The sequence below is a fragment of the Sphingobacterium psychroaquaticum genome (assembly GCF_004421025.1).
Taxonomy (GTDB): Bacteria; Bacteroidota; Bacteroidia; order Sphingobacteriales; family Sphingobacteriaceae; genus Sphingobacterium; species Sphingobacterium psychroaquaticum.
The window spans coordinates 1610314-1624243 of the sequence record NZ_CP038029.1 but is presented as its reverse complement, the minus strand read 5'-3'; the positions used below and the strand labels follow the sequence as shown (position 1 = coordinate 1624243).

The 13930-nt window shown below is 42.7% G+C and carries 12 protein-coding genes; 4 read left to right on the top strand and 8 right to left on the bottom strand.

Translation table 11 applies throughout. The features are described from left to right. Positions 1 to 122: 122 nt before the first annotated feature. Genes E2P86_RS06660 through E2P86_RS06650 form a run of 3 tightly spaced genes read right to left on the bottom strand, consistent with a single transcriptional unit; the run spans position 123 to position 2306 of the window. On the bottom strand, positions 123 to 1286 hold the full coding sequence (locus tag E2P86_RS06660) for an oxygenase MpaB family protein (RefSeq protein WP_134431757.1): 1164 nt from the start codon (positions 1284 to 1286) through the stop codon (positions 123 to 125). 29 nt (positions 1287 to 1315) lie between these two features. Further along, positions 1316 to 1687 carry a hypothetical protein gene (locus E2P86_RS06655; protein ID WP_134431753.1) on the bottom strand — a complete coding sequence of 124 codons (372 nt, stop codon included), beginning with the start codon at positions 1685 to 1687 and terminating at the stop codon, positions 1316 to 1318. Then, positions 1644 to 2306, bottom strand: coding sequence for a hypothetical protein (locus E2P86_RS06650; protein ID WP_085472662.1), 663 nt, complete (start codon positions 2304 to 2306; stop codon positions 1644 to 1646). The genes E2P86_RS06655 and E2P86_RS06650 overlap by 44 nt, the downstream gene beginning before the upstream one ends. 107 nt (positions 2307 to 2413) lie before the next feature. On the opposite strand from E2P86_RS06650, the gene E2P86_RS06645 reads away from it, so the two are divergent. Further along, a complete protein-coding gene (locus E2P86_RS06645) occupies positions 2414 to 4420 on the top strand; it encodes a M13 family metallopeptidase (RefSeq protein ID WP_085472661.1) in 2007 nt (668 codons plus the stop codon). 50 nt (positions 4421 to 4470) lie between these two features. On the opposite strand, the gene E2P86_RS06640 is transcribed toward E2P86_RS06645, so the two are convergent. The 4 genes from E2P86_RS06640 to E2P86_RS06625 form a co-directional block, all read right to left on the bottom strand. Then, a complete protein-coding gene (locus E2P86_RS06640) occupies positions 4471 to 5187 on the bottom strand; it encodes a pirin family protein (RefSeq protein ID WP_134431750.1) in 717 nt (238 codons plus the stop codon). 402 nt (positions 5188 to 5589) lie between these two features. Beyond that, positions 5590 to 6495, bottom strand: coding sequence for an aldo/keto reductase (locus tag E2P86_RS06635; protein WP_134431747.1), 906 nt, complete (start codon positions 6493 to 6495; stop codon positions 5590 to 5592). Beyond that, positions 6482 to 7216, bottom strand: coding sequence for an FKBP-type peptidyl-prolyl cis-trans isomerase (locus E2P86_RS06630; protein ID WP_134431744.1), 735 nt, complete (start codon positions 7214 to 7216; stop codon positions 6482 to 6484). The genes E2P86_RS06635 and E2P86_RS06630 overlap by 14 nt, the downstream gene beginning before the upstream one ends. Next, positions 7216 to 8202: a glycosyltransferase family protein gene (locus E2P86_RS06625; protein WP_134431741.1), complete on the bottom strand. Its 987-nt coding sequence runs from the start codon at positions 8200 to 8202 to the stop codon at positions 7216 to 7218. The genes E2P86_RS06630 and E2P86_RS06625 overlap by 1 nt, the downstream gene beginning before the upstream one ends. A gap of 142 nt (positions 8203 to 8344) precedes the next feature. Between E2P86_RS06625 and E2P86_RS06620 the strand changes: the two genes are divergently transcribed. Beyond that, positions 8345 to 9283: a zinc dependent phospholipase C family protein gene (locus E2P86_RS06620; protein ID WP_134431738.1), complete on the top strand. Its 939-nt coding sequence runs from the start codon at positions 8345 to 8347 to the stop codon at positions 9281 to 9283. Between the two features lie 2 nt (positions 9284 to 9285). On the opposite strand, the gene E2P86_RS06615 is transcribed toward E2P86_RS06620, so the two are convergent. Further along, positions 9286 to 10761, bottom strand: coding sequence for an aminotransferase-like domain-containing protein (locus E2P86_RS06615; protein WP_085472656.1), 1476 nt, complete (start codon positions 10759 to 10761; stop codon positions 9286 to 9288). 52 nt (positions 10762 to 10813) lie between these two features. On the opposite strand from E2P86_RS06615, the gene E2P86_RS06610 reads away from it, so the two are divergent. Together E2P86_RS06610 and E2P86_RS06605 are read left to right on the top strand one after the other, a co-directional pair. Beyond that, positions 10814 to 12688 carry a TonB-dependent receptor plug domain-containing protein gene (locus E2P86_RS06610; protein ID WP_134431735.1) on the top strand — a complete coding sequence of 625 codons (1875 nt, stop codon included), beginning with the start codon at positions 10814 to 10816 and terminating at the stop codon, positions 12686 to 12688. Between the two features lie 162 nt (positions 12689 to 12850). Next, positions 12851 to 13804 (top strand): hypothetical protein, encoded by a 954-nt coding sequence (locus tag E2P86_RS06605; RefSeq protein WP_134431732.1) that lies wholly within the window; start codon positions 12851 to 12853, stop codon positions 13802 to 13804. Positions 13805 to 13930 lie beyond the last annotated feature (126 nt).

Sequence of the window (13930 nt, the reverse complement as noted above, 5' to 3'; positions counted from 1 at the left end):
TCATATGTCGCATACGCTATCCTTCGTTTAAAACACCATGCGAATGATACCACATAAAGTGTACCTCATATGAAATGCTTCATAACACGTATGTAATAAGTCAAAAGAAATGTTAAAGGAGTCTAGGTACTCTTATTATACTGTTGATAGATCTGTCGGACATGCTCTTGCTCTGCCGCTCCCTTTTTCACAAATTGTACACGATCCTGTTCCGACTGGATAGCACGCTCCTGTCTCCGATTACGCCATACATTGGCCATAGCCAATCGACCAACCGTTGTTTTGGCGAGTCCAAGGACCTCACACGAAAAATCACCCAACAAATAATGATTATAAAAGAGATGTATTTCACGCATCATCTTGCGCATGAGAGCCGTCTTTGGGTAGAATGCATGCACAGGCTCCTCCTGTAAGGCATGTGCCAAATTACGACTATCTTCATCCCCATCGCGCTGCGTCATCGTCCAGTAATATAGCTGTTCGATCGCTTCAGCTTCGTTAGCCGGTAACAGGCTCAAAGGGATCCCCAAAAGGTAACCAACGTATTTCCAAAAATGAAATAACCCCGCCACTTCTCGAGCCGTCGGATTGATCCCCATTTTACGTAACCCCACCAAGAAAACCTGCGTAAACCCCAAATGGGTCGCCAACATATCCCAGGTATTAAGTGGCACCCCCCATTTTTCCGTTTCCCATTCCGTCTTCTCTAGAATTTTGATTCGTGAAAAAGAGTGAATGAAACGTGTCAATATGATTTCCTGAAATCCATTTTCTCGAAACCCAAGATTTCCTGGTTTAGTAATATTCACCCAAAACTCAACCGTATCCGTTAGTCGTTTCACCGCACCTTTCTTCAGCGCCCCGGTATAAACCAGGGGTTTGTTGATCGCGGCGGATTCATAACCGCCCATTAGGCAATAGTCTCGCAAGACAATAAGTGACGTTAAACCAGGTCGCTGACAAAGCTCCTGCCCTACTTGTAATAAGTCCCAATCCAACCACGTCGGATTAACATCAATCTTGGCAAAGAAGTCATCAAAAATAAGACGAACATGCTGAGACAGGCCACGATTACCCAGATAATCGGCAAGCATCCGATTTCCTGCCGCGAAGCCAAACTTTAGATGAACATCAGTAACTAACTGATCTCCCTCACGATCGGCCTGATAAAACAAGGGAATGTGTTGTTCGGCTTGTTCCAAATCGAGTGCCTTACCGAGCTTCGCCAATAGCGTAACACCGATACCTTCACGCCAATAATGCGCAAAGGAAGAAGTATTATGCATATATCTATACGGTACTACCAAGGTTTCAATCAATTATCAAGGTTCCAATTAAAGTAATGTGCTTGCGCAACGATTCGCTCATGTTCGTAAACAAAGTCAAAATCTAAATAATCAAAACTGCAGGATTCTGTATCGGCGCAACAAAATTGTCTTTTAATAGCAAATTTAAGCCTGAAAGTTCCCTTTCTTGCTAAATTGTTATATCGAAACAAGTGCACCTGAAAATCTTCAAAATCTGGCGCTCCATCCTTATCCACTAATTGTTCGAACAGAAAAGCTTTCAAATCCTCCTGTTGCCGTGTGGCGAACAGTTCAAATAAAAGCTGCGGTCTCTCTACAATCGACTGAAACAGGAAATCAGGTAAATGCACTGTTATTGCTATCGCTGAATCTGTATTCATAGTTTAAAATTCTATCACAATTTTTATAGGCAAGAAACCATCGATCGCGCAGCGACAGATATACATTTTCTTCCAAATTAACATAAGTAGATAAAGCGTTAAAGACGCTATATTCCAACACCTCAAGTTTCAACCGATGCAGGTTCTTGTCAAAAGTTATCCCACTCTTTCTAAGACAAACAGAAAATGGTTTTGTTTTTAATTTGCGAAAACCAATCTCCGAAATCAAGACATTTAATCGCTCTTCCCAGACCCCTACAAACCGAAGCATTGTACTCCGTAATAATTCCTCTTGTAAGGATACCCGTTGACGTGCGGTAAGCGGTCCTTTTAGCACATAGCAATGTACTATATTTTTATCGATATAAGGTCTAATTTTCTGTCTTTCGATCTTTACCGGCCAAGAGCGATCAAAAAGCTCTAAGGTATCATACAACGATTCCTCGGTTGTACCCCTATCGCCTTCACATAAGCGTCGGATACTCCAAATAGCCTCTTGCTGCGGAAGTGTCGCTTGTACATAAACCTGCTTCACCGTTTCATCCCAGCGTGCAATTCGAATCCCCTCTTCCGCCTGCAGAAGGATCTCAACCTCAAAGCCATCGATTTCCCATACCATGCCGCCAAAATAATGAAAAAAAAGCGAGCTTTTCTTATCCTTCTTCCTCAGTAACCGTTTTTCCGCGCTACTTTTCTTATGTTTGTAATGACTAAAATTTATAACAAATGAAAAAAATTCTTGCCATGGCCACTATGCTGGTTGCAACGGGAGGATATGGAATTGCACAGACCCACCAAGCAATAAACCTATCCTACATGGACAACAGTGTTCGTCCACAAGATGACTTCTACAATTATGTGAACGGGAACTGGATGAAAACGGTTAAAATACCTTCAGATAAAGCACGTTGGGGCTCGTTTGATGAGTTAAGAGAAAACACGGACATCGCCGTTCTAAAAATTCTTCACGAATCGTTAAATCAAAAATTTGAAGCTGGAAGCGACGGCCAAAAAATCGCTGATCTATATAAATCTTATGTAGACTTCGACACGCGCAACAAACTCGGTTTAGCACCAATCCAACCGTACCTCAAGAAGATTGATGCCATCCAAAACTTTAATGACCTATACAATTATCTACTGGAAGTAGGTCCCGAAGGGGGAAATCCATTCTTTGGCGGATATGTGTACTCGCACATGAAAAACAGCGATAAAAACGCGGTTTATCTCGGTGGTGGTGGACTTGGATTAGGTCGTTCCTATTACCAAAAAGTAGACGAAAAAAACACGGAAACACTTGGGCAATATGCGACTTTTATTTCAACCCTTTATAGTAAAGTAGATCCGCGTACGCGTGATCTTAAGGGACCGAAGATCCTTGCTTTCGAAAAAGAGATTGCTTCCTATCTGAAAACAATCGAAGAGTCGCGTGATGCACAAAAAAGATATAACCCGGTAGCTGTAGCTGACTTAGGCAAGATGGTAAAAAACATTGATATCGCGAAGTACATCAAACAACTAGGCTTCAAAGCCGACACTGTGATTATCAGCGAATTAAAGTATTACCAAAATCTAGACAAGATTCTTTCGCCTAAAAATCTTCCACAGATTAAGGAATACTTAAAGTTCAATATCATGAACGATGGAACAAGCTACTTAACGAAGGAGCTGGATGAGTTATCGTTTGACTTTTACGGACGTAAACTGCGCGGCCAACAAGAGCAACGTGCGCTCGACAAACGTGGTTTAGAATTTGTAAATGGTTCCGTAGGTGAATTATTGGGTAAACTATATGTAAAGGAAACATTCCCTCCTGAAGCGAAAGCCGCTTGTGAGGAGATGGTACAATACTTAGTTAAATCCTTTCATGTTCATATCCAGGATTTAGACTGGATGTCGGATGAGACAAAAGTAAAAGCTATTGAAAAGCTTTCTAAGTTTAAAGTGAAAATCGGATACCCAGACAAATGGAAAGATTATTCACAACTAAAAGTGGGAACTTCATTATTTGAAAACATCAAAAATGCAAACCACTGGGCTTTCAACGAAAACTTAGCAAAACAAGATAAACCGGTTGATAAATCAGAGTGGGGCATGACGCCGCAAACTGTAAACGCATATTACAGTCCGTTATTCAACGAGATCGTTTTCCCTGCTGCAATCTTACAGGTTCCTTTCTACGATTATAAAGCAGATGCTGCGGTTAATTTCGGTGGTATCGGTGCTGTGATCGGGCATGAATTATCTCATGGTTTCGATGACCAAGGGTCGCAATACGATGGAAATGGAAACTTAAACAACTGGTGGACGCCTGCGGACAAAGAGAAATTTGAAGCAGCAGCAAATGCATTGGTTGCGCAGTTTGAATCGTATGAACCTGTACCAGGTGTATTTGTGAACGGCCGATTTACATTGGGTGAAAACATTGGTGACTTGGGTGGTTCGTCCGTTGCTTTTGATGCCTTGAAAATGTACCTAAAAGATAAAGGAACACCAGGCTTAATCGATGGATTTACACCAGAGCAACGTTTCTTCCTTTCTTGGGCGACAATCTGGAGAACGAAAACAACAGATGAGTTTGTTGTGAATCAAGTTAAAACAGACCCTCACTCACCGGCTCAGTATCGTGCTTTCGCACCGATTATCAATTTGGACGCCTTTCATGAAGCATTCCAAACCAAACCGGGAGATAAATTATACAAACCAAAAGCAGATCGTATCAAAATCTGGTAAGGTTAACCATAAAAAAACGAGGATGAAATCATCCTCGTTTTTTTATGGTTTTATTTTAACATCGGTACTTCCATCAACAGGAACTCGGCATCGCTCTCTGCCTTAATTGTTACCGCATTTGTATCAGAAATCCCTAGGCCATCCCGGTCTACCATCTCTTTTCCTTCAACCGTAATTTTTCCTTTTAGGTTGAAGATATACAAACCATTTCCTTCTCTTTTAAAGGTATATGTATCTTCGTGCCCAGCATCAAATTTAGCCAAGTGGAACCAAGCATCCTGATGAATCCACACCCCCGCATCATCGGGATTTGGTGAAATAATTTGTTGAAATGTATTCACGTGATCTGCCGGATTCAATGTAATCTGGTCGTAACGGGGCTCGACGTTCCCCTTGTTTGGAATCACCCATATTTGGAGAAACTTAACCGGACGGTCGCTATTTTTGTTGTACTCACTGTGTGTAATTCCTGTCCCCGCACTCATCACTTGCACATCACCATGACGAATAACAGCAACATTATTCATACTATCCTTATGCTCCAAGTCTCCCTCCAACGGGATAGAGATAATCTCCATATTATCGTGCGGGTGTTTGCCAAAACCCATGCCGGCAGCGACGACATCATCGTTCAGAACACGTAACGCTCCAAAATGCATACGTTCTGCATCAAAGTATCCAGCAAAACTGAATGTATGTCTCGAATGTAACCACCCGTGGTTTGCATCGCCTCTAGAATCTGCTGCATGAAAAACAAAATTTGCCATAATCATATAATTTTAAGCCCAAACTGTCTAAAACAACAACTTGGTGTAAACAATGTTTGACAAAGGTGCTCAATTAGAACATGAAAAACATTGATGTATGGTAAGTAGTGGTTTAGTTTGTAGTGGGGAGTTCCTAGTGGGGAGTTCTTGGTTCGTAGTAGAGTGTAGGAAGTACGAAGTAGAGGCACAAGATCTTGTGGCTGATTGCTAGAAGCTAAATATTGTAGCTCAGACTTTTATTTAGAACTATATCTAAAGCACTTACTTTAGATATAGCTAACCTAAGCAGGACACTAGCCGAAGGCTCGCGCCAGCAAGAGGCCAGCAAGGGTTTTGTAGAGTCACAAACCTTGAAGGGTTCAGCGAGATGCGGAACTATATCTATAGCACTTACTTTATAACCTAGACAAGGTGGTCTGTGTAAACCAAAGCGCGCAACCCTTGCTCGAGGATCTCCTTTTCTTCAGCGGTTAACTTACGGAAGGACACAATCGATTCTTTTACCTCATGTAGTTGCGCTAAGGTGCGTACACCTAGCACTGCAGTCGCCACAACGGGGTTCGACAGGACATAGGCCAAAATTAATGTCAGCTTATTAATGCCCAACTTATTGGCCAAACGTTCCACATTTCTATTGGCATGCGCCACCTCACTAGAGCGAAGCTGCAGATAATTCTGCGCCGGTTTATCCAGCAACAAACCTTGCGCCAAGGCACCACGTGCAATCACAGAAATCCCCTGCTGCGATAAGGTTTTAAAAAGCGATTCCGGTCTACGATCCAATAAGCTGTATTGCATCATGACACTGGTTATGTTCGAACGCTCAGCATACGCCTTGATTACGTTTGGACGAATTGAAGACAACCCATAATACCGAATCTTCCCCGCCCGTTGAAGCAACTCAAAGGCTTCAATAATCTCATCGATGGGATCTTCGATCATGCCCCCATGCAACTGATAGAGGTCGATATAATCTGTCTTTAAGCGAGAAAGTGAAGACTCTACTGTTTTTAAAATATACGGCTTAGAAGCCTTCCAACTCCACGTGGTCCCATCAGAGTTCCACTGGTTCCCTACCTTGGTCGCCAATACGACCTGAGAACGTACACCTTGCAGGGCACGTCCGACCAATGCTTCATTCAAACCCCGTTCATACAGATCGGCCGTATCGAAATAGGTCATGCCTAAATCGACGGCCTCTCGTATAATATCAATATTTAACTTGGTCGCTCCTCCCCGCACAGACATCGTTCCCAGGCTAATTGCCGAAAGTTGGAGGTCGCTTTTTCCAAGTTTAATTTGTTGCATCTTTTGCTTTTATTCCTAATAATTCAATATCAAATACCAACGCACTGAAAGGAGGAATCTCTCCCGCACCACGCTCTCCGTAACCCAAGTCTGAAGGAATATACAATCTATATTTCGCACCTACCGACATCAATGGGATCCCCAGTTGCCAGCCACGGATAACGCGTGCCAATGACAGATCCAAAGGTGTTCCCCGATCATAAGAGCTATCAAAAACCTTACCATTGGCTAACGTACCTTTATAGTGTACATTTACCTCATCATCGACAGTGGGCTTAGGTCCATTCCCTTCCGCTATCACCTCGTAATACAAGCCATCCTGCAAATGCTTTACATTAGGTTTGGTCTTTAGGGTAGCAAAAAAAGCATTCTCTTCTTTCTTCAGGGCTTCCATTTTCAGATCTGCTGCTTTATTAAATGCATCTTTTATGATACGCATTTTCTCTTCTACTCCAAAGAGCGCTGTTTTACTTTGCAACACATCTTCCAACCCTTTCATAAAACTCGCTGATTGTATTTTCACACCGCTCGAGGCCAATGATTTGGCCACATCCATCCCCACGGCGTAGGAAACAGAATCCACGACCGTTTTAGGCGCGGTTTTAACAGCTGCCTTCGCTGCCGGCTTTGCAGCCATTTTCTTTGCTTGGGCATAGGTCGGCAGGGTATACATTCCTGTTACAAACAACAATGCTGCCGCTATTTTACAATATTTATTCATTATTTATGGTTTTCTACAATAGAAGATACCACCGCACGGGTGATATCCGGATAATCTACATGGACTGTATTTTTACTATTCAACCACGATTCAATTGCGTAGTCAAACTTACGTTTTAAGCTGTTGATAACAGGGACGCCCATTTGTTCTAAGGCGGCTGCATTTAAATGTTGTTCGTATTGATTCTTCATCGGGATAACCAACAACTTCTTGCCTAGGTATAAAGCTTCCGCAGGCGTCTCAAAACCTGCACCACATAAAACACCAGACGAAGTCGCCATGCTTTTCACAAAAGTCTCGCTCTGGATCGGATTAATAGACACATTCTTTACGGTAAACGGTTTTTTATTGTGCTTGGAATAAACATCCCACCGTACATCTGGAAATTTAGATAGATTCTTCAGAAGGTGCGCATCATCGTAGGAAGGTAAGTATACCGTATAATGCCCTTTGTCTTGCGGTTCCAATTCCCGAATAGACTGCCGAATGACAGGTGTAAATATCTGATTGCTATACGACTTAAAGTGAAATCCGTACGAACTACTGGTGGGTGCATAATTCTTCATGATAAATTTACCCAGCATATCCGATTCATCGGGCTTTGGGCTGGCTGCATCCAAAGCTGCTATCTGGTGGCTTAATCCAATACATGGAATATCCTTCGTTTGACAAGCCCACGCCGAGATGGGTTCGAAGTCATTAATGATTAAGTCATACGCTTCTATAGGCAAACTGTTTATTTCCTGCATGAATTTACGCACGGTGGAACTCATAAAAGTGCGCCATAGATCTACCCCACCGGACTTACCGAAAATAAAACTAAGCCCATGGAGCTTATACTTCACCTCAAAAGGTAAGCCAATATCGGCTTGTATACCACTCACCAAGACGTCCACACTTCCCATTTCTCTGAGTATTGGGATAATATCGAGGGCCCGACATAAATGACCGTTTCCGGTTCCCTGCACAGCATACAAAATCTTCATATTGAATTAGCTCATTTTGCCTGCCTAAAATAGTAAATTTTATCGAATTGTAATGTTTATTTCGTGATTCATTCTTCCTTCAATTTCAAATTTAACCGCTTTTCCATGGGATTCTAAACAATAAACTGTAATTTAAAAAGATATGAAAGCCAGAAAACCATTTGCTTTATGCTTTGGTATCTGGATGTTGTGTTGTTCCTGGGGCTTTTACGCGCATCGCGTTATTAATAAGTCGGCTGTTTTTACGCTCCCTGCACCCCTATCCGGTTTTTACAAAATGCATATCCATCACATTACAGAAAAAGCGGTCGATGCCGACAAGCGTTGTTATGTCGACAGCGCGGAGTCTCCTCGGCATTACATCGACATAGACCGATATAGCGAAGAATCGGGCGGCCCTATCCCGGTACACTGGAGCAACGCCAAGGAAAAATATGGCGAACGCAAGCTGCTGGCTCGTGGCGTTGTGCCATGGCAAATTTACTTGACTTACCAAAAACTAGTTCAAGCTTTCTATGATAAGCATCCCGAACGGATCATTAGGTATGCCGCCGACCTGGGGCACTATGTTGCGGATGCGCATGTCCCCCTGCACACCACCGCGAACTACAACGGACAGTACAGCGATCAAATAGGCATTCATGCGTTTTGGGAAAGTCGGCTTCCTGAAATGTTTAGCGAGACCTACAATCTCCATGTTGGTAAAGCAAAATACATCAGTGACCCTTTAGCTATGGCATGGCAGATCGTTCGAGAGAGCAATGCCCACGTAGATAGTGTGCTGCTTATTGAAAAAGAACTATCCCAAACCTTCCCCAAGCACCAACAAAAAGGCTACATCAATAGAAAGCATATACTGACCTACACCTATTCGGATCCCTATGCAACGGCCTATCATAACAACATGAACGGTATGGTAGAAGCACGGATGCGGCAATCCATCCAACGCTTGGGATCTTATTGGTTCTCGGCGTGGGTCGCTGCGGGACAGCCGACGCTTGCACCATTAAAAAAAGTAAACCTCGGCGATAGTCCTACCTTAAAAGAGCACAAGATCATCGGACGTGAAGAATGGCACTAACCTCAGATACTTTGCTTTAAGATGCCTACGGCGACCTCCATTTCGGCTACGCTAAGATGCCCAAAACCGATTCGCATAGCAGATACCGTTTGATTTTGATAGAGCAGCGTCTTAGGAATCAAGAGATCATTTTTAGCACATTGACCCGCTACTCGCAAGAGAGAAATCTGTGTATCCCATCGCGTCCAGATGGCCAAACCTCCCGAAGGGATTTGAAAATCGAGCACCCCCCCGAGTTCAGAACGCAGGAGTGCACAGCAGACATCGCGTCGTTCACGATATACTTTCAAGGATTTTTTCAAATGACGGTGAATTTCACCTTCTTCAATCATCTCCCCCAATGCGTACTCCATCACAACATCCCCTTGACGATCAATTATGCCTAAATACTTCCGCATCTCTACCATAATATTATCTGGAGCGACCACGAAGCCGGTTCTAAACGCCGGCGCCAAAGATTTTCCAAACGAACCGACATAGATAACCATCCCATTCAAATCAGCACTGGCCAAGGGCATCATTACAGATTTATCATATTGAAAATCATAATCGTAATCATCTTCCACAATGGCAAAGCCAAAGGAAGTTGCCAACTGTAAGAGATCCACACGTCGTTGCGCAGACAAGGTTACCGTTGTCGGATAATGATGGTGTGGCGTGATATAAACCATCCGTATCTGGCCCGGCTGAAAATGTTGCCGGATATAAGATACATCAATCCCTTCATCATCGATAGGAATCGTTAAAATACGCGCGCCCATCTTTTGAAAAACCATATTAACGGTAAACATGCTCAATGCACCAACCAATACCACGTCGTTTGGAGATAATAGCGTTTGAGAAATAATATATAGGCTCATTTCAGCACTCCGCGTAATCAGTAAATTTTCCTTACCAATATGCAGTCCGCGCGACATATTGAGAAAATTGCTAAGTTGCTCCTTAAAATACTCGCTTCCCTCCTGGTTATATGCACCAATACGCTTGCGATTGCTCTTCCGTTTCATGGAAGCACTATATACCCGTGTTAAGTTTTGTAGTTGAGTCAGGCGGATATCAGGAACACCATCATTAAAAGTATAGCGACACTGCGCATAGTCAAACGGGTTATCTAGTATATTAGACCGACGAAAGTCATATCCCGTTTGTTGTGGATATTTCGCTAAAGAGGTCAGTTGCTCATAAGGTTTATAAATTTTCACTTCTTGACCTTGGGCAATAACAAAAGTTCCCTTATTGGGGCGAACTTCCACCCAGCCCTGTGCTTCCAGCTCCCCATATATAGCAACTGCTGTTTTTCGATGCACCACCAATAAATGCCCTAAAACCCGTGTTCCCGGCATTTTTGTCCCAACCAAAAGATAGCCCCGTTGAATAGCATTAACCAATTGTTGTACGGCTTGTAAGTAAATCGGCATCTGTGCCTTTCTATCCAACTTCACAATGGTTAGTAATAAATTCTCAACCGGACTACTCATATTTTAAAAAACGGATCAGTTAAACAATCCGGAAAGATAGCACTTTTGCAGCATGAACAATAAAATAAAAACATATTTACTAACATCCGCCGCTTTGATTCCATTCATTGGCGCCGGACAAAATGTAAAGCAGGACAGTATTAAAGAAATAATTATCACAGAAAACAGACTACAAATACCTTTTAGTAAAGACAATAGAAATATCGAAATAATGACAGCTGCCGATATCAAAAAGCTACCGGCTCGCTCATTAAATGAAGTTCTCCCTTTCTTAAACGGTGTGGATGTTCGCCAACGTGGCCCTTTTGGCACACAAGCTGATGTGAGCATAGATGGAGGCAGCTTTGAGCAAACACTCATCTTACTGAACGGAATTAAGGTCTCCGATCCACAAACGGCACACCACAATTTAAATCTACCTATTCCATTAGAGTCGATCGAACGGATAGAAGTAATCCGTGGCGCCGCTGCCCGCATTTATGGTATCAATTCGTTGACAGGTGCCATTAACATCGTAACCAAGCGCGTTGAAAACAGCAGTATCACAGCACATATTTATGGTGGCTCTTCCTTTAAAAACAGAGATGAAGAAGAAAAGGATGGAATCTATTATGGTGCGGGCGCACAACTGGGGGCTGCCTGGTACCAAGAAAAACATCAACATCAGCTATACTACAGTAAGGAAAAAACAAATGGACAGCGGTATAACACCGCAGCACAAAACGATAAAATACATTACCAAGGAAATCTAACAATAGACAGCCGTAACCAGGCCGAGTGGATGGGTAGTTATATGTATAACAAATTTGGCGCAAATGGATTCTATGCTGCTCCCGGTGATAAAGAATCGGAAGAGATTGTAGAAACAGTGTTGGCAAGCCTTGCTACCAGGCATCAACTGACCGACAATCTTTCGTTGAACCCACGCATTAGCAATCGTTATAATGAGGACGACTATCGTTATTTTAGAAATGATCTATCCCGCGCACGTAGCCGCCATTACAACAATGCGTTCAGTATGGAGTTAAACAGTAGATACCAAACGTCATTCGGTGATTTTGGATTGGGCTGGGAAAGTCGATTGGAGCGCATAAGTAGTTCAAATATTGGTCAACACGACCGCAACAACCATGGTGCTTATGCCGAATTTCGCACCGAAAAATTCAACAAATTAATCGTCAATATCGGCGCCTATTTAAATTACAATAGTCAATATGGCTGGCAATTGTACCCTGGCATTGATATGGGGTACCAACTCGATAACCGATGGAAGTTAGTGCTTAATGCCGGCTCGAGTCAACGTATACCATCCTTTACCGATCTATATCTGAAACAACCCAGCAATGTGGGAAATGCAGCGTTAAGCCCCGAGAATGCATGGCAAATAGAAGGGGCCATAAAATATCAGCATAAAGGTGTTACCGCACATGCAGGATATTTCCATCGTCGTATAAAAAGTTTCATTGACTGGGTTCGCAACGACAACACACAACCATATCAACCCTTTAACATGGGCAACAATATTGTCAATGGGGTAAACACGAATATCAACTACACATTAGGCTCTGTCAATCATTGGTTCTATCAAATTAACCTAGGTTATAATTATCTACACCCGAGTATGGAGACCGATCCCAATTTGATTTCAAAATATCAAATGGAGAACCTGAAACATCAGGCAAAATTAGTACTATCGGCAACGCAGGATCGTTGGTCCATTTCTCTTGCAAATCGGTTGAATCAACGTATTTCAAACAAAAGCTACTTCCTTTCTGATGCGCTTTTAAGTTATACCGCAGGTGCCTTCCAGGTATATGCAGATTTTCAAAATCTATTCGATGTTACCTACATTGAGAGTATGGCGATCCCGATGCCGGGTCGTTGGTACAACATGGGCTTACGCTACCAATGGAATGCGAAAAAATAAACAAGTTTCTTTCGTTGCTCGACCTATTGATATACTCAGCAGGTCGAGCAACGAAATAAAACCCGATACGATTGTTACCAAGTCGATTTGTAATTTCAGGCCGTAGGTCGTAGCTTTGTTTCACACATATAGAGTGCTTCGAACACGCTGGAGATTCCCACTATGAAACAAGCTTTTAAAGCAGCCAGTCTTCAACTGGTCCATCATAAAAAAAACATACAAAGTTATACATTTGGCATTGCTCTTATTTTATTGATGATCTGCGCGGCCATTGTTCTCCAAGATCGGGAGATCATCTTACCAGAGCTAGCAGCGCTTGCTACGGGATGCTTTGTTTACATGAAACCGGAGTGGACTTCACGACCTTGGGAGCTTTTTAAATTACCGTCGATCACAGCTATCATTGGCTTCGGAATCAACATGACCACATTCTCCTTGGTCTTAAAGTTAATACTGGTTGTTTCAGCTATGCTCTTGGTTCTTACATGGCTAAGAAACTACCTAGCCCCCGCGCTTGCAACCGGACTATTGCCTGTAATTACCAACGCAACATCCCCCACCTTTCTAGCTGCCATTTTTATTCTAACATTCCTCTTAGCTTGGGCAGTGGCGTCTTTCAAAACGAAAAACACATCTACACCTGCTCAAACACCACAATTCAACCTACAAAAAGGCGACATAGCTGCCTACTTAACGATTATTATCGGCTGGATGGGATTTTGTTTCTATACCGATAGAATGGATATGGCTGCCACACCCCCAGTTCTTGTTGTCGCTTTTGAAAGCATACAAAAACAAATGTATACGCGCAAAGTATGGCTAAAGCAAATCTTCCTATTGACCATTGCCGCCCTGATCGGCAGTCTCACGACAACGTATTTCAGTAATATGATACTCGGCGCATCCACCAGCTTTCTGGCCATCTACCTGGTACTTCATATCAGTAAATTTAAACTTCCGCCGGCATATGCCATGGCGCTTCTGCCCCTAATACTTCCGACACAGCCACCGCTACATTTTACCATAAAGGTATTTCTAATGGCTTTGTTCATTTTATCGACCATTTATGTATTGAAAAAATATGTGGCGAATAAAAGCGAGATCAGTCAAGGTTAAGACCACACCATAAACAAGTCAAAATCATTCCCAAGACAGCAACTAAGTATCGTACTCACCTCTATCGGGACACATTCCCCCTGTTTTTCCCGCCGTGTCCCCTATTTATTTAAATTGTCCACCTAA

Coding starts and splice junctions, on each gene's coding strand:
- E2P86_RS06660 (WP_134431757.1), bottom strand. CDS start 1,286: ATGCATAATACTTCTTCCTTTGCGCATTATTGGCGTGAAGGTATCGGT.
- E2P86_RS06655 (WP_134431753.1), bottom strand. CDS start 1,687: ATGAATACAGATTCAGCGATAGCAATAACAGTGCATTTACCTGATTTC.
- E2P86_RS06650 (WP_085472662.1), bottom strand. CDS start 2,306: ATGGTATGGGAAATCGATGGCTTTGAGGTTGAGATCCTTCTGCAGGCG.
- E2P86_RS06645 (WP_085472661.1), top strand. CDS start 2,414: ATGAAAAAAATTCTTGCCATGGCCACTATGCTGGTTGCAACGGGAGGA.
- E2P86_RS06640 (WP_134431750.1), bottom strand. CDS start 5,187: ATGGCAAATTTTGTTTTTCATGCAGCAGATTCTAGAGGCGATGCAAAC.
- E2P86_RS06635 (WP_134431747.1), bottom strand. CDS start 6,495: ATGCAACAAATTAAACTTGGAAAAAGCGACCTCCAACTTTCGGCAATT.
- E2P86_RS06630 (WP_134431744.1), bottom strand. CDS start 7,216: ATGAATAAATATTGTAAAATAGCGGCAGCATTGTTGTTTGTAACAGGA.
- E2P86_RS06625 (WP_134431741.1), bottom strand. CDS start 8,202: ATGAAGATTTTGTATGCTGTGCAGGGAACCGGAAACGGTCATTTATGT.
- E2P86_RS06620 (WP_134431738.1), top strand. CDS start 8,345: ATGAAAGCCAGAAAACCATTTGCTTTATGCTTTGGTATCTGGATGTTG.
- E2P86_RS06615 (WP_085472656.1), bottom strand. CDS start 10,761: ATGAGTAGTCCGGTTGAGAATTTATTACTAACCATTGTGAAGTTGGAT.
- E2P86_RS06610 (WP_134431735.1), top strand. CDS start 10,814: ATGAACAATAAAATAAAAACATATTTACTAACATCCGCCGCTTTGATT.
- E2P86_RS06605 (WP_134431732.1), top strand. CDS start 12,851: ATGAAACAAGCTTTTAAAGCAGCCAGTCTTCAACTGGTCCATCATAAA.